18 protein-coding genes and 1 tRNA gene are annotated in these 18,244 nt (G+C 36.4%); 12 read left to right on the top strand and 7 right to left on the bottom strand.

Annotated features, from left to right (window positions below):
- Window positions 1-123: 123 nt before the first annotated feature.
- From kamA to ACRD62_RS04350, 7 genes are all read left to right on the top strand, one after another.
- On the top strand, window positions 124-1,440 hold the full coding sequence (gene kamA, locus ACRD62_RS04380) for a lysine 2,3-aminomutase (protein WP_430818906.1): 1,317 nt from the start codon (window positions 124-126) through the stop codon (window positions 1,438-1,440).
- Complete coding sequence (ablB, locus tag ACRD62_RS04375; RefSeq protein ID WP_430818905.1) at window positions 1,406-2,272, top strand: putative beta-lysine N-acetyltransferase; 867 nt, start codon at window positions 1,406-1,408, stop codon at window positions 2,270-2,272. The genes kamA and ablB overlap by 35 nt, the downstream gene beginning before the upstream one ends.
- Before the next feature lies 1 nt (window position 2,273).
- A complete protein-coding gene (locus ACRD62_RS04370) occupies window positions 2,274-2,492 on the top strand; it encodes a hypothetical protein (protein ID WP_430818904.1) in 219 nt (72 codons plus the stop codon).
- 198 nt (window positions 2,493-2,690) lie between these two features.
- The gene (locus ACRD62_RS04365) at window positions 2,691-3,305 is read left to right on the top strand and encodes a MarC family protein (protein ID WP_430818903.1); all 615 of its coding nucleotides are present in this window, start codon (window positions 2,691-2,693) and stop codon (window positions 3,303-3,305) included.
- Window positions 3,306-4,718, top strand: a complete 1,413-nt coding sequence (locus ACRD62_RS04360; RefSeq protein ID WP_430818902.1) for a sodium:solute symporter family protein — start codon at window positions 3,306-3,308, stop codon at window positions 4,716-4,718.
- Between the two features lie 149 nt (window positions 4,719-4,867).
- Window positions 4,868-5,431 (top strand): L-threonylcarbamoyladenylate synthase, encoded by a 564-nt coding sequence (locus tag ACRD62_RS04355; protein ID WP_430818901.1) that lies wholly within the window; start codon window positions 4,868-4,870, stop codon window positions 5,429-5,431.
- A 104-nt stretch (window positions 5,432-5,535) separates the two neighbouring features.
- Window positions 5,536-5,958 carry an acyl-CoA thioesterase gene (locus ACRD62_RS04350; RefSeq protein ID WP_430818900.1) on the top strand — a complete coding sequence of 141 codons (423 nt, stop codon included), beginning with the start codon at window positions 5,536-5,538 and terminating at the stop codon, window positions 5,956-5,958.
- A gap of 69 nt (window positions 5,959-6,027) precedes the next feature.
- On the opposite strand, the gene rimM is transcribed toward ACRD62_RS04350, so the two are convergent.
- A complete protein-coding gene (gene rimM / locus ACRD62_RS04345; protein WP_430818899.1) occupies window positions 6,028-6,555 on the bottom strand; it encodes a ribosome maturation factor RimM in 528 nt (175 codons plus the stop codon).
- A gap of 236 nt (window positions 6,556-6,791) precedes the next feature.
- Between rimM and ACRD62_RS04340 the strand changes: the two genes are divergently transcribed.
- Window positions 6,792-8,147, top strand: a complete 1,356-nt coding sequence (locus ACRD62_RS04340; RefSeq protein WP_430818898.1) for a UDP-N-acetylmuramate--L-alanine ligase — start codon at window positions 6,792-6,794, stop codon at window positions 8,145-8,147.
- Window positions 8,148-8,328: 181 nt separating this feature from the next.
- Window positions 8,329-9,360 (top strand): DUF4097 family beta strand repeat-containing protein, encoded by a 1,032-nt coding sequence (locus ACRD62_RS04335; protein ID WP_430818897.1) that lies wholly within the window; start codon window positions 8,329-8,331, stop codon window positions 9,358-9,360.
- Window positions 9,361-9,470: 110 nt separating this feature from the next.
- On the opposite strand, the gene ACRD62_RS04330 is transcribed toward ACRD62_RS04335, so the two are convergent.
- Both ACRD62_RS04330 and ACRD62_RS04325 read right to left on the bottom strand, forming a co-directional pair.
- Window positions 9,471-9,914: a hypothetical protein gene (locus tag ACRD62_RS04330; protein WP_430818896.1), complete on the bottom strand. Its 444-nt coding sequence runs from the start codon at window positions 9,912-9,914 to the stop codon at window positions 9,471-9,473.
- An 8-nt stretch (window positions 9,915-9,922) separates the two neighbouring features.
- Window positions 9,923-10,654 carry a hypothetical protein gene (locus ACRD62_RS04325; RefSeq protein WP_430818895.1) on the bottom strand — a complete coding sequence of 244 codons (732 nt, stop codon included), beginning with the start codon at window positions 10,652-10,654 and terminating at the stop codon, window positions 9,923-9,925.
- Window positions 10,655-10,898: 244 nt separating this feature from the next.
- On the opposite strand from ACRD62_RS04325, the gene ACRD62_RS04320 reads away from it, so the two are divergent.
- Window positions 10,899-12,449 (top strand): T9SS type A sorting domain-containing protein, encoded by a 1,551-nt coding sequence (locus ACRD62_RS04320; protein WP_430818894.1) that lies wholly within the window; start codon window positions 10,899-10,901, stop codon window positions 12,447-12,449.
- A 42-nt stretch (window positions 12,450-12,491) separates the two neighbouring features.
- Here ACRD62_RS04320 and arsC read toward each other — a convergent pair whose 3' ends face one another.
- The 4 genes from arsC to ACRD62_RS04300 form a co-directional block, all read right to left on the bottom strand.
- Window positions 12,492-12,833: an arsenate reductase (glutaredoxin) gene (gene arsC, locus ACRD62_RS04315; RefSeq protein WP_430818893.1), complete on the bottom strand. Its 342-nt coding sequence runs from the start codon at window positions 12,831-12,833 to the stop codon at window positions 12,492-12,494.
- Between the two features lie 11 nt (window positions 12,834-12,844).
- A protein-coding gene (prfB, locus tag ACRD62_RS04310; protein WP_430818892.1) for a peptide chain release factor 2 occupies window positions 12,845-13,952 on the bottom strand; the annotation gives its coding sequence in 2 pieces (ribosomal slippage) (window positions 12,845-13,888 and window positions 13,890-13,952; 1,107 coding nt in all).
- Between the two features lie 92 nt (window positions 13,953-14,044).
- Window positions 14,045-15,511 (bottom strand): tetratricopeptide repeat protein, encoded by a 1,467-nt coding sequence (locus ACRD62_RS04305; RefSeq protein ID WP_430818891.1) that lies wholly within the window; start codon window positions 15,509-15,511, stop codon window positions 14,045-14,047.
- A 185-nt stretch (window positions 15,512-15,696) separates the two neighbouring features.
- Window positions 15,697-15,772, bottom strand: a tRNA-His gene (locus tag ACRD62_RS04300).
- Window positions 15,773-15,968: 196 nt separating this feature from the next.
- Between ACRD62_RS04300 and ACRD62_RS04295 the strand changes: the two genes are divergently transcribed.
- Both ACRD62_RS04295 and ACRD62_RS04290 read left to right on the top strand, forming a co-directional pair.
- Window positions 15,969-16,658, top strand: coding sequence for a DNA alkylation repair protein (locus tag ACRD62_RS04295; protein ID WP_430818890.1), 690 nt, complete (start codon window positions 15,969-15,971; stop codon window positions 16,656-16,658).
- 115 nt (window positions 16,659-16,773) lie between these two features.
- Complete coding sequence (locus ACRD62_RS04290) at window positions 16,774-18,243, top strand: aminotransferase class V-fold PLP-dependent enzyme (RefSeq protein WP_430818889.1); 1,470 nt, start codon at window positions 16,774-16,776, stop codon at window positions 18,241-18,243.
- Window position 18,244 lies beyond the last annotated feature (1 nt).

Genomic DNA, 18,244 nt, shown 5'->3' with positions numbered 1-18,244 from the left:
ATTGGTTAATAGTGTTTTTCAATATTAGTATCCATAAATAGAGTGCTATACATCTATTGAGGTGTAAAATTATTTTTCATTGAACCAGAAGTGTTCAACAAATACATCACATACGAACAAATTATGATATACGACAACGCACAAAAAGAAATTGCTTTTAAAATTGCTGAATCTTCCAAGTTCTCTAATTGGAAGGATTGGAAATGGCAATTGAAACATTCCATTCGGTCACTCGAAAAATTTGAATACCTCACGGGTATAAAGTTTAGTGAAAAAGAACGAAATGATCTTAAGAGGACATTTGAAAAGTTTCCGCTTTCTATTACGCCTTATTACTTATCGTTGATTGATAAAAACAATTATAAGAACGATCCTGTTTTTAAGCAATCATTTGGCAGCGTTGATGAGTTAATTACTTTGAAGTCAGAGCTAAATGATCCTTTATCGGAGGATAAAGATAGTCCGGTTAGAGGCATTACTCATCGTTATCCCGATCGTGTTTTGTTTCATGTTAGTAATATTTGTTCAATGTATTGCAGGCATTGTACCCGAAAGCGGAAAGTTGGAGATGTGGATTTTGTACCTTCAAATGATGAATTAATGGAAGGAATAGAATATATTAAGAGAACTCCACAGGTTCGGGATGTTTTGCTTTCTGGAGGAGATCCGTTTATGCTGCCAGATAGTAAAATAGATTGGCTGTTAGCTGAAATAACGAAGATCCCACATGTTGAAATAGTTCGTATAGGAACAAGAATGCCGGTTGTTCTTCCTTATAGAATTACTGATGAATTAATTTCGATACTTAAAAAATATCAGCCACTATGGATTAATACCCATTTTAATCATCCGAATGAAATTACAACCTCTTCAAAGGAGGCTCTGGCAAAACTGGCTGATGCGGGATTTCCTTTAGGTAACCAATCAGTTCTGTTAGCTGATGTTAATGATTGCCCCCGAATAATGAAGACACTATTACACAAATTGGTTCAAAACAGGGTTCGTCCATATTATTTATACCAATGTGATTTGTCCGAAGGTCTTTCGCATTTCCGTACGCCAATTGGTAAAGGAATTGAGATAATGGAAAGTTTGATAGGACACACCAGTGGATTTGCCCGTCCTACCTATGTAATTGATGCGCCAGGTGGAGGAGGCAAGATTCCTGCCATGCCTAACTATATTATTTCATGGTCCACAAATAAAGTAGTGTTGCGTAATTATGAAGGAGTGATAACAACTTATAAAGAGCCGGATAGCTATGAGCCAAAAATGTGTGACAGAAATTGTGAAGAGTGTGACCTGGAACTACAAATAAATGAGAATAATGAAGAATTGGAAGCTGTTGGAATTGAAAAGCTTCTATCTGACAATGATGATACAATATCTTTAATACCTGAAAATAATGAGCGTTTTCAAAGAAGAGATGATAATGCATGATGTTGCCGAAACCATTGGAAATAGTTCGCTAATTCAACATGGTAAACACAACAATCGGATTTATTTAATGAAATTGGATGTACAGGAAGCTGAATTGGTTATTCAACAACTTTCAGTTCTTGCACGACAGAATGGTTATACAAAAATATTCTGCAAAATTCCCAAGAAGGTTGCCCCGTTGTTTATTGCTGATGGGTACATAATGGAAGGGCATATTCCTCATTTTTATGAAGGTGAGCATGATGCTTGTTTTATGGCTAAGTTTTTAAGTTCTGATCGACTTCTTCATATTGAAAAAGATCAGTTAAGTATCTTAAGTTCATTACTTCAGGACGAAATGCAATCAAAATTGATTTATGATAGTAGTGAGTCGGGTTATGAAGTAAGGCGATTAAATAAGGAAGATGTTGACGAAATGGTAGCAATATATAAGGAAGTGTTTGAAACATACCCTTTCCCTATTCATGAAGCCGATTATATTAAGAAAACAATGAATGAGAATATTCAATATTTTGGTGCATTTAAGAATGGAGTGATTGGGGCGTTAGCTTCTTCAGAAGTTGATTGCAAAGGCAAAAATGCTGAGATGACTGATTTTGCAACCAGTGCTGTTCATCGTGGCAATGGCTTGTCAAGTATTTTACTCAAAGCGATGGAGAAAGAGATGAAGGAGCAGGGTATTTATACTTTATATACCATAGCCAGGCTTAATTCCGTACCTATGAATAAAACTTTTTTACGGGCTGGTTACCGTTATTCCGGAACCTTGATTAAAAACACGAATATTGCAGGTACCATCGAAAGTATGAACGTTTATTTTAAACACATTTAATATGTCAAAAAACTTATGTCCTAATTCAAAAAGCTGTCCTGTTTTTGCAGGTAAAGGAGAAACTGGAGATACACCGTTGGCCCTTTATCGCAATGTTTTTTGTTACAGGGGAGTAAATGGTTGGGGTAACTGTAAAACATATATTATTAATCAAAAAGATTTAAAAGAAGTAAATGACAGAAAAGAGAAACTTAAAACTATCGACAATCCCGGAGGGTGAAAAAAAGGTATTAAAATTTCTTCAAAAGAAAGGAAGCGTTTTGTATGGTAATATTTTTAAAGATTTAAAAATTCCACCAACAAAGGGCTCAGAGATAATCTTATCATTGACGTATAAAGGTTATATCAAAAATGTAGGAAGGTCATCATATTATGAATTAAACGTTGAGCTCGAACATTAATAATCAATACATAAAGAATGGAGCAAATACTTAAATCTGTTACCATGTTGTTGGTTCTGCTTAATCCCTTTCTTATTATTGTTTACCTGATAGATATTGTTAAGAAAAAGTCGAAAGCAATATTTACAAAGGTGATGATCAGAGCTTCGTTGATTAGTTCGGTTGTGTTTTGTTCTTTCGCATTGCTGGGCGATACTATCTTTGACTCGGTATTTAATGCCAGTTTTGCTTCATTTCAAATATTTGGGGGAGTTGTTTTTCTGATAACGGGTATACAGTTTGTGTTTAAAGGCAGTGCTTCGATAGAGACGTTGAGAGGTGAATCTAAGTATGTGGCAGGTGCGATTGCTATGCCTATTTTTATAGGTCCCGGAACAATTAGTTACAGTGTGTTTATTGGCGAACGTCTAAATAAAATGCAGGCTGTAATAGCAATTGTATTGGCAATTGGTCTTTGTACTTCTATCATACTTATTTTAAAACATATTCACGACAAAATACAGCAACAAAAAGAGGAGCTTATTGAACAATACATTGATATTGCCGGACGTGTAATTGCTCTTCTTATCGGTACTGTTTCCATTGAATTAATAATGAATGGATTGGGGTATTGGGCAAAAATTATTAGCTAAATGCATATAGTAGATATTCTCATTTTTTGTTCCTATCTGATTGTAATGCTCGGGGTAGGTTTTTATTTCATGCGAAAAAATAACTCTACAGAGGATTATTATGTTGGAGGACGTAAATTAAGTAGCTTACATATTGGCCTGTCAGTTGTTGCAACTGACGTTGGTGGAGGATTTTCAATAGGACTTGGAGGACTGGGGTTTACAATGGGATTATCAGGGAGCTGGTTGTTGTTTACTGGCTTGTTGGGTGCCTGGTTGAGCGGTGTGCTATTGATCCCAAAAGTTTCGGACTTGGCTAGAGAGAAAGGATTTTTGTCTTTTCCTCAATACCTAGAGCATGTGTTTGATAAACGTGTAGCGCTTTTAGCCGGATTAATTTCTGCTATTGGATATATAGGTTTCACCAGTTCGCAAATTCTTGCTGGGGCTAAATTGGCTTCTTCAACTTTTCCAGCTCTTTCAATTAATCAGGCTTTGTTGGTAATGGGGACTGTGGCGGTTGTTTATACCGTTTTGGGAGGATTAAAAGCAGTAATTTATACGGATACAATTCAGTGGATTGTATTAATGGGTGGATTAGTTTTGGTTGGTCTGCCCTTTGCCTATATTAAAATTGGTGGCATTGAGGCGATTCGGGAAACTCTGGATCCTTCATTTTTGAGTTTGCAGGCAATAAGCTGGCAAAAAATTGTGAATTGGATGTTTACCATCATTCCTATCTGGTTTATCGGAATGACTCTTTATCAACGCATCTATGCTGCTAAAGATACCAAAACAGCGCAACGTGGCTGGTTTATCGCTGGACTGTTCGAATATCCCATCATGGCTTTTATTGGTGTGATACTGGGAATGTTTGCGAGAGTAGCGATGGAAAATAATCAATTGCCAGGTTATACTTTCGATAGCCTGGATGCGGAAATGGGGCTGCCTGTCTTACTTAAGACTATTTTACCTGTCGGTTTTCTGGGTGTTGTTTTATCTGCCTATTTCTCTGCAATAATGTCAACAGCCGATAGCTGTTTAATGGCAGCGTCCGGTAATATATTGACCGATGTGCTGAAAAAACACAGAGCAAAAAAGAGTCTTCTGTATTCACAAATACTTACATTAATTATTGGTGTGATAGCTCTTCTGTTGGCACTTAAAATGACAAGTGTACTTGATCTAATGCTGCATTCCTACTCTTTTATGGTATCAGGTATGATTGTTCCGGTATTGGCAGCTATGTTCACTAAGCAAACCAGTTCTATTGCTGCCTTGGCATCAATGGTTACAGGAGGTACAACTACATTGCTACTTATTCTCTCAGGGCGACAATTACCTTTGGGATTTGATGCTAATATTTATGGAATAGCTACTGCTTTATTTGTTTATATTGTAACGGTTAAAGTTTCCGGAAAGCGTGCATATTAATAGAATTATATTGGAATGTACCAGGCCGAAAACCATTGAATAATTAATGAACACAGAGTAAGTCTAATAACCGTGTATTTATTACAATCAATGGTTAAATAATTTTGCTTTCTTCTTATCTTGCAGCCTCAATCATTAGTATATTGATTATGCACGACGATTTAAAAAAGGCCCTTGAAGTTTTACGCAACGGGGGTATACTATTATATCCAACAGATACCATTTGGGGTATTGGATGCGATGCTACCAACGCTGAGGCAGTGAAGCGAATTTATGAATTGAAGCAACGAGCCGACTCTAAAAGTATGCTTGTTTTGCTTGATAATACTGCCAAGCTGGCCTCGTATGTGAATGATATTCCGGAAGTAGCCTATGATATGGCAGAGTTAACCAATAAGCCATTGACTATTATTTATGATGATGCCAAAAATCTGGCCTCAAATCTGATAGCGGAAGATGGTAGTATTGGTATCCGTATTACAGAAGAAGATTTTTCAAAAGAGTTGTGTTCCCGTTTTAAAAAGCCTATTGTCAGTACTTCGGCAAATGTTAGTGGAGAACCTTCTCCGCAGAACTTTAGCCAGATAAGTGATGTAATTAAAGATGGGGTCGACTTTATTGTTGAATACCGTCAGAATGAAACCAGTAATCCGGCACCTTCAAGTATTGTTAAGCTTGGAAAAGGCGGGGAGATTAAGATTATCAGGGAATAATAAAGCTTCGGATACTAGCAGTTAGCTTTTAGACTTAATTTCGTAAGATATAATATTAATGTAAAAAGCTATTGGCTATCAGCTAATAGCTAACAGATTTAAAGATGCAAGAAATAACATTTCATCATAGCACCTCGGTTCAAATTCGTTTTAACGATATTGATTCATTTGGACATGTAAACAATGCTACTTTACAGGAGTATTTCGATTTAGGTCGTATGCACTATATTCATGACGTTTTTGGAGATGACTTTTTTAAAAGAACACAGGCTTTAATCATTGCATCTATCCATACCGATTTTATTATTCCGGTATTTTTAAAAGATCAGATTGAGGTGAAAACGGCCATTGTCAAAATTGGCACCAAGAGTCTGAATATGGAACAACATATAGTTGATGTCAGGACACAGGAAACCAAGGTGGTATGTAAATCAGTGATGGTTGCCTTTGATACTAAAATGCATCAGGCTATAGAGATTTTATCTGATTGGCGTATGAGAATTGGTGAGGCGGAGAAATGGTCTTAAGTTGTTTAATTGTTGAGCTGTTAATTTGTTGAGTCGACGATTGAACAGTTCTACAATTCAGCAATTCTACTAATCAAGATCAATCAACCCTTCGGGTAATTCAAAAATAATAACCTCATTTTCGTCGTCGATATTCACAATGAAATCTTCTACGATAGGCACTAGAATTTCGCGACCCTCAAATTCGATTTCGAACAACGGGTTTTTCGAGATGTCTTTAATGGCAATAATCTTACCAAGTGGACCAATGCCAATGACCTGAACAGAATAACCTACTAATTGATATGCAGAGAAGGCCTCATCATCAGAAGCTTCATCAACATTGCCTTTTTTAACAAACACACGTCCATCAATCAGGCGTTCAATCTCGGTTTCTTCTTTAGCTAATTCAAGCTTAACCAAAACATCGGTTTTGTTTTTTTCTCGGGCTTCTTCCAGGAAAAAAGGTACCAGACCACCATCTAACTCAATAAACAAAAACTCGGTATCCATATGATCAATATTGAATTCATCAAATAAACGAACTACCAATTCACCTTTTATACCGTGTGTTTTTACAATGATACCAATCTGTTTACACTCGTGCTTATCAATCATTTTTATTGAGTTTTTTGCAAAAGTAAGTATTCTCTATCATATCAATATGGTTTAAACTTAATTTCTCAATAATGAAAGACCGCAGCAATCAGTCCGAAGTCCGATATCCATAATCCAAGCCTTCTGTCTATAGTCTTCTAAAAGAGTCTTGATAGGCTAAAATACTCCTGTCTTCTGCCTTCTGCCTGAAAAACTATTACTACTTTTAGCTGTTCAAAAAATCAAATAAAACTGCTATGAGGGTTCATTTTATTGCCATTGGTGGAAGTGCTATGCATAATCTGGCTATTGCCTTGCATTTGAAAGGCTTTACTGTTACTGGTTCGGATGATGAGGTTTTTGAACCTTCCAAATCACGATTGGCAACTCATGGCTTATTACCTAAGAAAGAAGGTTGGGATGAAGCCAATATTAATGACGAACTGGATGCCATCATTCTTGGTATGCATGCCCGAAAAGATAATCCTGAACTATTGAAAGCTCAAAAGATGGGATTAAAGATTTATTCATATCCTGAATATCTGTATGAGCAAACCAAAGATAAAACCCGTGTTGTTATTGGTGGAAGTCATGGTAAAACAACAACAACTGCCATGGTAATGCATGTTCTGAAGACATTGGAGAAAGATTTTGATTACATGGTAGGTGCACAGCTGGAAGGGTTTGACACCATGGTTCGACTGACAAAAGAAGCTCCGATAGCAGTGTTTGAAGGAGATGAATATTTGTCTTCACCTATTGATCTGACTCCTAAATTTCATTGGTACAAACCACAGGTTGCTATGTTGACTGGTATTGCCTGGGACCATATGAATGTTTTCCCAACATGGGAGAATTATATTAGTCAGTTTACCATTTTTGCAGACAGCATGCCTGAAAGGGCCGCCCTTATTTATTTTGATGGTGATGAAGAATTGGTTAAGCTGGCCACTGAGAAAAAAGATAAGTTGGATGTACAGGCTTATTCCACCTTGCCCTACGAAAACAAAATGGGGCAAGTGGTTGTGAAATGGGAAGGTAAAGAATATCCAATGTCGGTGTTTGGTGATCACAATCTTCAGAATATGAATGGTGCCCGCATGGTTTGTAATAAGATTGGTATTTCAGATGATGAGTTTCTGACAGCCATTGGTACCTTTAAAGGGGCTGCTAAGCGACTTCAATTATTAGAAAAGAATGAGTATACCAATATCTATCTCGATTTTGCGCATTCTCCATCTAAACTAAAGGCAACCACCAATGCCATGAAGCAGCAGTTTGCTGACCGCAGGTTAATAGCCGTAATGGAATTACACACCTTTAGTAGCTTGAATAAAAACTTTTTACCACAGTACAAACATACAATGCAAATGGCCGATCAAGCCATTGTTTTCTATAATCCTGAAGTGTTAAAACACAAACGATTGCCTGATATTTCAAAGTTGGAGGTAAGTGATGCTTTTGATCAGGAAGGATTGTTGGTGATGACTGAATCGGAAGAGTTAGTCGGTTGGTTAAAGAAACAAGATCTGAAAAATTCAAATTTACTGATTATGACATCAGGCAATTTCTCAGGTGTTGATTTAAAAGCTCTGGCTGCAGAATTGATTTAATACCGTGAGTGCTAATTTGTTTAGTTGTTGAACTGTGGATGAGCAATTAAACAATTCAACAAATCTGCGATTCTACAAAAAAAGTAAAAAGGCTTGTAACTTCTTATTATGTCAAGGCGTCCTATTTATCGTAGTCATAAAACTAAGTGATAGATAGATTATTAATTAAATACCCCTTGAAATGAGAAATATGCACAGATTAGGGTTTGTGTTGTCCCTGGCAATGATATTAACCCTTTCCGTTTCGTGCCTACAGGCACAAAATCTGCTTGATCAGGTAAATGAAAATTATAGCAATGTAACATCCGTTGAGGTTGAAGGTTCTTTCTGTTCGGTAATCATCACAGGAGAGTCAACCAATGATGTGTCTTTTACTGGTGAGATCTATGCATCTAAAAATTATGATATGAAAATTCGTCATAATGTAAGTGGTGGAACTCTTCGTGTCTGGATTGATCGTCCTAATTCTATCAGTGGTAACCTTAAAGGTAAACTGGAATTTAAGGTGCCTGAGAATACCAATATTATGGTGGATAATTCAAGTGGTAGTGTTAGTGTTGAAGGTATAGGACAGAGCAATATTCGACTGAAAGCATCCAGTGGAAGTATCAAAGCCCGTAATATTAATTCTGATCTGAACATTAGCGCTTCTTCCGGAAGTTTGTCAATCGAAGATATAGGTGGTGATTTACGTGCCGGTACTTCTTCAGGTTCGCAACGTATTGTTGGTGTGAAAGGAAATGTGAAAACAAAAGCTTCTTCAGGTAGTATCAAGGCTGAAAATATTGGTGGTGATCTTGATATGAATACTTCTTCCGGTGGACAATCCATTAATATGGTAGAAGGTAATCTTTGGGCAACGGCAACATCCGGTAGTTTAAATATTACTGATGTTACTGGAGATGTAAAAGCAAGCACGTCATCAGGCAGTATGAAGTTGGATAGAGTAACCGGTGCTGTTAATCTTTCAAGTTCAAGTGGAAGCCAGCGAGGTACTAACATTAAATTAACCGGAGCTTCATACTTTAAGGCTTCATCGGGCAGTGTAAGCATGGATTTCTTAAATGATGTTGAAGAATTGAGCTTTGCTTTAACAGCATCTTCCGGAGGATTAAATGCAAAAGGTAGTAGTGGTAAGAAAAATCTGGTTATAGAGCGGGGACCTATCAAAGTTGTAGGTAACACCAGTTCAGGTGGCCAGTCATACAGATAGAATTTGGTAATAAGTGATAAATAGAAAAGTCCCTGTAGGTTTTAGGCCTGCAGGGACTTCGTTTTTATAGGGGTAAAATGAGGTTCTAATACAAATGGGGTATCAGACTTCTAATAATAAACGATATAGGTACCATAAATATTGTCTATCGTAAAATCAGCATTACTAATTTCAATGTCGTTATACTCCGTCCAGCTGCAACAATTACCTGAATTTCTTTCTGCATCTACGGTTAACGTAAATACTTCTTCTCCATCTAATAGCAGTTTAGCCGAAATAATTTCTGTTTTCCAACCAATGCTGTTTATCATTAGTATGTTCACATCCTCATCATCAATAAAATCAAAATCCATGCTTTCGTTGGTTGATGTGTTAATTAGTTCCAGATCATCAGAACTGGCTATACCTGATGTAAAAATATTTTCACCACTTTCGGCATCTTTAATATCAAAATAAAATGGAGCCGGGGGTGTCATGCATGGATCACATTCTTTCTTGCAGCTGCTTAGTATCAATAAACCGGCAAAAAAAGTCAATAATAATTTTGTTTTCATGGTTGGGTTTAGTTAAAGTATAGTCCTATTTTAAAAGCAAAACGATTGTATTCATCAGTTAATGTCGATTCGTATTGCATATAGCTTTGTGTTTTGTCTGTTTTAATTTCCTGGTATTGATAACCGGCCTCTATAATTAAGCCTATACCTGAATTAGTCCATATACGAATGCCTGCACCTCCACCATATCTGATTCCTCCGTGTGAATTGTATTCATATGATGAAGTACTTTTCCTATCATCAATGCTAAAAGACCAGCCGCCATTTGAATATAGATAGGGTGTTAGTTTTTTTGTTTTAAAGAAATACTGGATTTCTGCAAAAGCCGGAATAATGGTTTCTTTATAAAATTCCACACCAGATCCGGCAGCCAGGGTAATTTTCGGTGTTACATGAACCCCAAAAGTTGAAGTAAAGGTTAGGGGTGCTTTTTCATTATTGGAAGTATTGCCTGCTAATATGCCCAATGAGGTTTTATTAAAAACTCCCTTGTATTCTTTTTCGTTCTCAAAATTTAAGTTGCTTTTCTTGTTATTCATTTCAATACGATCAATCTCATTGTTTGATAACATTAAGACATGCGAACCGGTTTGTATTTTAACACCATCGTTCGGCAGTATTTCTAATATGTCACATTTGATGACAGTACCATTTTTCAGATATACCGTACTGTTATGTTTCTGAGCGAAGGTTGAAATACTAATTATACAGATTGCAATAAGCAAGATATGTCTTTTCATCATTTGTGGGTTTAGATTCTTATGTTTTAATGATGAATATATAGACGAATGGTTGCGTAACTGTCTAATATAGGTAGGATCTGAATTATGTCAAAATTGTTATATATAATCTTGTTTAACTAACGTTGAACAATCTTTAATATATAGATAATAAAATATATAGAATTGTTTTGTGCTTGATTTTGTCTCTTATATTGATTAACTTTTTTAATGCACTTTTTACACCTATCTAAATTAAGTTATCATGAAAACAAAATGTCTACTTCTTAAATTTTTGGTTATTTTAATAATCGTTTCTTTACCTGTATCAGCTCAAAATGAGTCGGGTCAGCTCTCATCTTATACCTATGCTCAATCGCTTCAATTTCAGAGGCAATACTACACTTCACCAGCAAATTATCTGGAATATTCAACAATATTAAATGAGAATGGGACACTTTATTCTCTGATAGTTGATAATTACGAGTTACATTGTTTTACTAATCAACGTGGAACAGATGTCTGGACAAAAGAATTAATTCCTACAGGTCATGACGGGGATATTTATATTGCATTTATTGGTCTTACAGGAAATAATCAGCGTGTCATAGCATATTCGTATAATCCCTATTTTAACTATGGGGCCAGAACATCTTATGGATATGAATTTTGGCAAACAACTGTTGTATTGGTTGAAACAATGGAAGGGTGGGAAGAGAAGGTTTATTATACACAATTACAGGATTCGTGGTCGTATAATTATGCTTTAGTACCTTTTGCTATTAATACGGATTCAGAAGGAAAGGTTCATATTATTTTGCATCGACGCGGATGGTGGAACTATGGAGGAGAATTGCACGAGGTAATTGTTGATTACAGTAATGAGCAGGTTAATTGGGGTACTATGACCCAAATTTATAAATATTCAGAAGGAACGGTTGATAGAGGAACTTCATGGATAGGTAGGCAAATTATTGATAATGAAGATCAACATCTGGTGTATTATAAACAGGCACCTTCGTTGGGAACATATTATATTGATTATGCACATAAGGTCAACGGTGTTTGGCAAACACCAACAAGGTTGAGGACAACTACTAAAGGGAATTATCATTATTTTGATTTGGATGCAGATAAGGGTGGAAATTATTTTTTCATGTATATCGAAAATAACGAGCCATCTGGACCAACGATTTGGTTAAGTAAAAATGGAATCAATTTCGATAATTCTTTCACTCCTTTTATGGATGGTGATATTACAACAAAGGCTAATTTGTACCCTCTAAATGATGGATCAGCCAATATCATTGTTTTCCTGCAAGATCAATATCCAAAGGTTTTCAATTATGATGGTATAACTTTAAAAAATCTGGATGGACTTACTTTTGAAAATACTGAAACTGAAGAATTGTTTTTAGGCAAGACATTTACTCCAATGCCCAACTATGGAATGTTAAATGAAGAGGTGAATGCACTTGGTTTTTCATCTGATAACGTTACTACTTCAGTTTCGGGAGATATTACTACTTATTATCCTTACGACAGATTGTTTGTCGAGGTAGAATGGAATGGCGTATCATCATCAATTGAGAGAATATCTAAAACTGATGAAATAATTATTTATCCAAACCCTGTTACAGATTGGATGACTATTTCTAATATAAGCAAAGGTGATATCGTCTCGATTTATTCTATTTCAGGAGAAAAAGTTAAATCACATAAATGTTTTGCTAATCGCATAAATGTGAGTGATCTGAAAGGAGGTTTATATATTTTGAAAAAGGATGATACCTATGTAAGGTTTATAAAGTTATAATCAAGAAAAATCCCGATGAAATTATGTTCATCGGGATTTCAATTATAGTATGCTATCAATATTCTCAGCAGGTCTTCCTATAACCGCTTTTTCGCCGTTACTGATTATCGGACGTTCTATTAATCGTGGATATTCGAGCATTGCCAGAATCCATTCTTCATCCGAAAGTTCCTTGTCGGCAAACTCTTCCTTGAAGATATCTTCTTTAGTGCGGATAATCTCCATTGGTCGCTTGCCTAATTTGCGTAATACATCAGTAAGCTCATCCGGGGTTAGTGGCTCATCGAGGTATTTAATGATTTCAAATTCGATCCCTTTGTCTTCAAGATGCTTTAACCCTTCCCGGCTTTTTGCGCATCGTGGATTATGAAAAATCTGTATCATAAAGCTTGCTTTTAGTTCGATTCAAATACTTCCTGAGCACCATATTCCATCAGGTATGCCTTAATGAAATCGTCAATATCACCATCTAACACCCCTGCAACATTCGAAGTCTCGTGATTGGTTCGCACGTCCTTAACCAATTTATATGGCTGAAGTACGTATGATCTTATTTGAGATCCCCACTCGATTTTCTTCTTTTGCGATTCAATCTTGTTTTGTTCTTCCAGTTTTTTACGAAGTTCAATCTCGTATAGCTGCGACTTTAAAAGACGCAAGGCATTTTCTTTATTTCCTAACTGTGAACGTGATTCAGTATTTTCGATAATGATGCCTGATGGAATGTGTCGCAGTCGAACTCCGGTTTCTACCTTATTTACATTCTGTCCACCAGCTCCACCAGATCTGAAAGTATCCCATTCTATATCACTTGGGTTTACCTCAATCTCAATACTATCATCAATAAGAGGAATAACAAAAACAGATGTGAATGATGTCATTCGTTTATTGGCTGAGTTAAATGGCGAAAGACGTACCAAACGGTGTACACCGTTCTCGCTTTTTAAATAACCGTAAGCAAAATCTCCTTCAAACTGTAAAGTCACGGTTTTAATACCGGCTTCATCACCTTCCTGATAGTTTACTTCCTTAACTTTATACTTATGTGCTTCACCCCAGCGAATGTACATACGCATCAGCATTTGCGCCCAGTCCTGACTTTCGGTGCCACCTGCTCCTGCATTGATTTTTAATACAGCACCCATCTTATCTTCATCGCGGCGAAGCATGTTTTTCAGTTCCAGCTTTTCAATTAAATCAAGGGTCAATTCGTATTGCTCATCAACATCAGAAGCATCAGCTTCTCCTGCTTTCTGAAAATCAAACAATACCTGCAGGTCGTCTACTGAAGCTTTCACTTCATTATAATCATTAACCCAGCTTTTTAATTCACGAAGCTTTTTCATTTGCTCCTCTGCTTTTTTGGCATCATCCCAAAAATCAGGAGCTTGTGATCGCATTTCTTCTTCTTCTATTTCAATCAGTTTACGATCGACGTCAAAGATACCTCCTTAACGCTAACTCGCGTCCTGCTAAATCTTTAAGTGTTTCTTGTGTAATCATTGTTTTTATATTTGATACAAAGGTAACAAACCAACAGGATATTTTGGTTCAAATGCTTTAAATGACCTTTTCAAGTCAAAAAGAAAAAATAATTAATTGGGATAAATACTTCTGTTAACCTCTTTACAATATCTCGAGAGGTATTTGTAAGCATTGTAATTACCCAGATTTCCGGCGGTGCTCCAGTCGTTACAGGCTTCTTCCTTTAACCCAATATTATATTTGGCTATTCCACGATTAATATAGGCATGAACATCTTTCGGATCCTTTTCGATGGCTCGATCGTAATCTTCAATAGCACCCAGTAAATCCTGGTTGTCAGCACGAATAATGCCACGAAGCGTGTAAATGCCGGGAAGGTTGGGATTAAGGTAAATGGTTTTATTTACATCATCCAATGTTCCTTCTTTATTGTCGGAATGTTGAAATCGTAGTCGACTGCGTTCGTAATAGGCTGTAGCTTCCAGCGAATCATGCAGAATGGCTTCTGAGCAACGGTTAAATGCTTCCTGAATGTTTTCTCTTCGGTCAAGATCAATCATGGCCTGTTGAACAATGGCTGCTGCAAAATTGGGTTGATTGTCAAGGCACAAAGTGAAATTTATATGGGCATCGTCTTTTTTGTTCTCTTCCATATCAATCAATCCCTTTAAATAATACTGTAAAAAGTAATTAGGATCAATACGGTTACAATCAACAAAATCTTCTCTGCTTCCAACCTTATTGTTGTATTTATGCCTGGCATAAGCTCTAAGGCATTTGCCTTCTACGTCTTCAATGGTTTGGTTGATATGCTTGCTTAACTCTCGTGCGGCATCAATATAATCTTCGACTATAATATTGAAGATACCTTCACTAATCTCGGGGCTTAACAAAGAGCTTATTTCAGGATTCATTTTAACATTCGGCACCTTTTGATTGATATCAACCCAGTTCGAATCGTTCAGTAGATATGAATTGTAAATGATCTTTTTATTTTTTTGAGCATGACTCTTAAGAATACCAACCAATTCCCCCTTATAATTAATTGCCGGTGCTCCGTTGGTATGATGGGAAACGTTTTGATTAATAACTCCTGATCGGCTGATAAATGGAAAGTATTTAATTTCCGAAACTTCTGCCAGATAGGTGCCATCTGCATCATCATCCTTTTGAGGTAATATCATGGTCAGAATTTCTTCATTTTCTCTGAATGATATTTTCGAGGGTAACAGATAATTAAACGGGCGTGATCTGCTTGGCTCAACCTTTATTAATGCCAGGTTTGTATACGGATGAACTGAAATGACCCTTTCAATACTATATTTGCGTCCACTCCTTAATTCAATACTGGCCGAATCAGCCTTTTCAAAAATGGAACTCATGGTTATGGCCAGACCGTTGGGTGATATAAAAAAACCTGCGGCGTTACCAATCACATGGCCTTTGTTGTCGTAACTATGCGACTCAAATACAGCTTTTTCACTTTTCTCGATTATTTCTATCAGGTTTTGAGAGTGAACAGAAACAATTGAAATAATTAGTAAGAGTATTGATAATATAAATTTGATGCGAATCATTATTTCTTGTTAGGTGTACCAAAAATAGTAAAATACCCGGTTTATAATTTTCCTTTTGGTCAGACAGACTAATAAGAAGAATAAACGAGTTAATATTTTACATTAACAGTAAATCAATGGTGAGTGTTTTAAATCAGAAATAGTGTAAACTAAAAAAGGTCAGCAAAATTGCTGACCTTTTTTCTGGGTGAAAGACCGGGTTCGAACCGGCGACCTCTGGAACCACAATCCAGCGCTCTAACCGACTGAGCTACATTCACCATTTTTCTAAAGCGATGCAAAGATAATATTATCAAATTGAATCTTGCAATAGTTAGGCAATAAAATTTTAAATCTTTTACTTTGTATCCGATTATTCATCGATATTTCAGAGTGATAATCAAAATAAATACATTGGATATCAGTTTGGTAATTCTGATGGTTGGAGTCGAGGTTAAAAGATGTAAATTTTATCGAGATGAAGTTTTTTATCGAAAATAAGGAGTTGGATAGCGAGCTTGAGTCAATTATAAATCGTATACGATTACGGATGAATGGCACAACAGTGGGACAAATGGAGGGAAGAGGCATTCGATACCGTGTTAACTATGGTGTTGGATTTCCACATTTAAAAGAACTTGCTTCAATGCATCGATCAGATTATACATTGGCCGAACGTTTATGGCATAAAGAAATCAGAGAAACGATGTTGTTGGCAGCCATGTTGGTGCCTGCTAAAGAGATGACCATTGAAAGATGCAGAGACTGGGCTGCTTTAATCAATAATATCGATTTGGTTGAACGAACATCTATGTTGCTCTGGGGGCAGTTGCCTATTGCAGATGAATTGGTTAATGAATGGAGAGAAGCTGATAATAAATGGTTGCAGATTTTATCTAATTATACAAAAGGATGGTCTGTTTATTACTCACAGAAGACGAGTACACAAGAGATAGATAACCTGATTAATGATCGTTTGTGGCAAGAAGATTATTTTTATCTAAAATCAATTGCTTTTGCAGTTAAAAAAATGTTGCGTGTTAATGGAATAAGCACACCAAAGCTTAAAAATTGGGTGAAAGAAGCAAGTCAATCGGAATCAGAGCCGCTGAAAATTACTGCACAAGATATTATAAGCGAAATTCAGTTCGTTGATGAAGGTAAATAGATTAACTTTTGAAGTTGGTAAAAGTCATTTTTCATTACTGATTGAAAGTTTATATTTGTATTAATGTAGATATGATAATATTATCAATGTGTCGACTTATTAAATGATTAATTGAATGAGCAAGCTTGAATCTCACTTCGAAAAGTTTCGAAAGAATACAATTGGGTACGATGCAATTATTCAAACTCCCTTTGGTGAAAAACCTCTTGTTTATGCCGATTGGATTGCCAGTGGACGGCTGTATGAGCCCATCGAATCAGTAATGAAGGAAAAAATTGGTCCGATGGTTGCGAATACACATTCCGAGTCGAGTGATACTGGAATGATCATGACCAATATTTATAAACTTTCTCATAAGATTATAAAAAAGCATGTTAATGCCGGGGATGATGATATTATTATTACAGCCGGTTTTGGAATGACCAATGTTATTAATAAACTACAACGAATCCTGGGAATGAGAGTTCCAGAGCAAGCAAAGCGATTCTGCAGCATGCCTGCTGATCAACGTCCGGTCGTTTTTATAACCCATATGGAGCATCATTCAAATCATACTTCCTGGTTAGAGACCAATGCTGATGTGGTTGTACTGGAACCCAACGATCAATTGTTGGTTGATCCTGATTCACTGCGCAGAGAAATTAAAAAATATGAAAACCGCATATTAAAGATAGGATCCTTTACAGCGTGTTCGAATGTTACAGGCGTTAGAACTCCGTTTTATGATTTAGCAAAGATAATGCATGAGAATGGAGGGTTCTGTTTTGTCGATTTTGCTGCATCGGCTCCTTATGATGAGATTAATATGCATCCTGAAGATCCAAAAGAAAGTTTGGATGCGGTCTTTTTTTCACCTCATAAATTTCTTGGGGGTCCGGGAAGTTCTGGAGTAATGGTTTTTAATCGAGCATTGTATCATAATGTGGCGCCAGATAATTCAGGAGGAGGAACGGTAGACTGGACCAATCGTTGGGGTAAATACAGATATATTGATGATATTGAAGCACGCGAAGACGGTGGAACTCCCGGATTTCTGCAATCCATAAAAGCTGCAATGGTCATTAAATTAAAGGAGGAGATGGGTGTTGAAAATATTCATCTTCGTGAAAAGGAAATGATTGAAAAGATCTTTCGGGAATTTCGTATGATTCCCGGAATGAATATACTGGCTGATAATGCAGAAGAACGATTGGGTGCCATCTCATTTTATATTGATAATCTTCATTTTAACCTGGCAGTACGATTATTGAATGATCGATACGGTATTCAGGTTCGCGGCGGTTGCTCTTGTGCCGGTACCTATGGGCATTATCTGTTACATGTTGATTATTATACATCTAATAAGATTACCAGTAAAATAAATCATGGTGATTTATCTGAAAAACCGGGTTGGATACGTATGTCAATTCATCCTACAATGACTGATCAGGAATTGGATTATATTATTGATGCAGTAAAAACCATTGCAGATAAATGGCAAGAATGGGAAGGGGATTATAATTATGTTGCTTCCAGAAATGAATTCTATCACAAAGATGTCCCTGCAAAGCTTCCGGAAGACTATGTGAACTGGTTTGAGTTTTAGG

Origin of the sequence: Carboxylicivirga caseinilyticus, from assembly GCF_050589785.1 — a bacterium.
In the GTDB taxonomy this organism is placed as follows: domain Bacteria; phylum Bacteroidota; class Bacteroidia; order Bacteroidales; family Marinilabiliaceae; genus Carboxylicivirga; species Carboxylicivirga caseinilyticus.
This window is presented reverse-complemented; position numbering and strand designations above follow the sequence as displayed.

What these genes read in the sequence shown, in the direction of transcription:
- ACRD62_RS04370 (WP_430818904.1), top strand. Translation starts at nt 2,274, where the DNA reads ATGTCAAAAAACTTATGTCCTAATTCAAAAAGCTGTCCTGTTTTTGCA.
- ablB (WP_430818905.1), top strand. Translation starts at nt 1,406, where the DNA reads ATGAGCGTTTTCAAAGAAGAGATGATAATGCATGATGTTGCCGAAACC.
- ACRD62_RS04350 (WP_430818900.1), top strand. Translation starts at nt 5,536, where the DNA reads ATGCAAGAAATAACATTTCATCATAGCACCTCGGTTCAAATTCGTTTT.
- ACRD62_RS04335 (WP_430818897.1), top strand. Translation starts at nt 8,329, where the DNA reads ATGAGAAATATGCACAGATTAGGGTTTGTGTTGTCCCTGGCAATGATA.
- arsC (WP_430818893.1), bottom strand. Translation starts at nt 12,833, where the DNA reads ATGATACAGATTTTTCATAATCCACGATGCGCAAAAAGCCGGGAAGGG.
- ACRD62_RS04340 (WP_430818898.1), top strand. Translation starts at nt 6,792, where the DNA reads ATGAGGGTTCATTTTATTGCCATTGGTGGAAGTGCTATGCATAATCTG.
- ACRD62_RS04330 (WP_430818896.1), bottom strand. Translation starts at nt 9,914, where the DNA reads ATGAAAACAAAATTATTATTGACTTTTTTTGCCGGTTTATTGATACTA.
- ACRD62_RS04290 (WP_430818889.1), top strand. Translation starts at nt 16,774, where the DNA reads ATGAGCAAGCTTGAATCTCACTTCGAAAAGTTTCGAAAGAATACAATT.
- ACRD62_RS04365 (WP_430818903.1), top strand. Translation starts at nt 2,691, where the DNA reads ATGGAGCAAATACTTAAATCTGTTACCATGTTGTTGGTTCTGCTTAAT.
- ACRD62_RS04295 (WP_430818890.1), top strand. Translation starts at nt 15,969, where the DNA reads ATGAAGTTTTTTATCGAAAATAAGGAGTTGGATAGCGAGCTTGAGTCA.
- ACRD62_RS04320 (WP_430818894.1), top strand. Translation starts at nt 10,899, where the DNA reads ATGAAAACAAAATGTCTACTTCTTAAATTTTTGGTTATTTTAATAATC.
- ACRD62_RS04360 (WP_430818902.1), top strand. Translation starts at nt 3,306, where the DNA reads ATGCATATAGTAGATATTCTCATTTTTTGTTCCTATCTGATTGTAATG.
- ACRD62_RS04325 (WP_430818895.1), bottom strand. Translation starts at nt 10,654, where the DNA reads ATGAAAAGACATATCTTGCTTATTGCAATCTGTATAATTAGTATTTCA.
- ACRD62_RS04355 (WP_430818901.1), top strand. Translation starts at nt 4,868, where the DNA reads ATGCACGACGATTTAAAAAAGGCCCTTGAAGTTTTACGCAACGGGGGT.
- kamA (WP_430818906.1), top strand. Translation starts at nt 124, where the DNA reads ATGATATACGACAACGCACAAAAAGAAATTGCTTTTAAAATTGCTGAA.
- rimM (WP_430818899.1), bottom strand. Translation starts at nt 6,555, where the DNA reads ATGATTGATAAGCACGAGTGTAAACAGATTGGTATCATTGTAAAAACA.
- ACRD62_RS04305 (WP_430818891.1), bottom strand. Translation starts at nt 15,511, where the DNA reads ATGATTCGCATCAAATTTATATTATCAATACTCTTACTAATTATTTCA.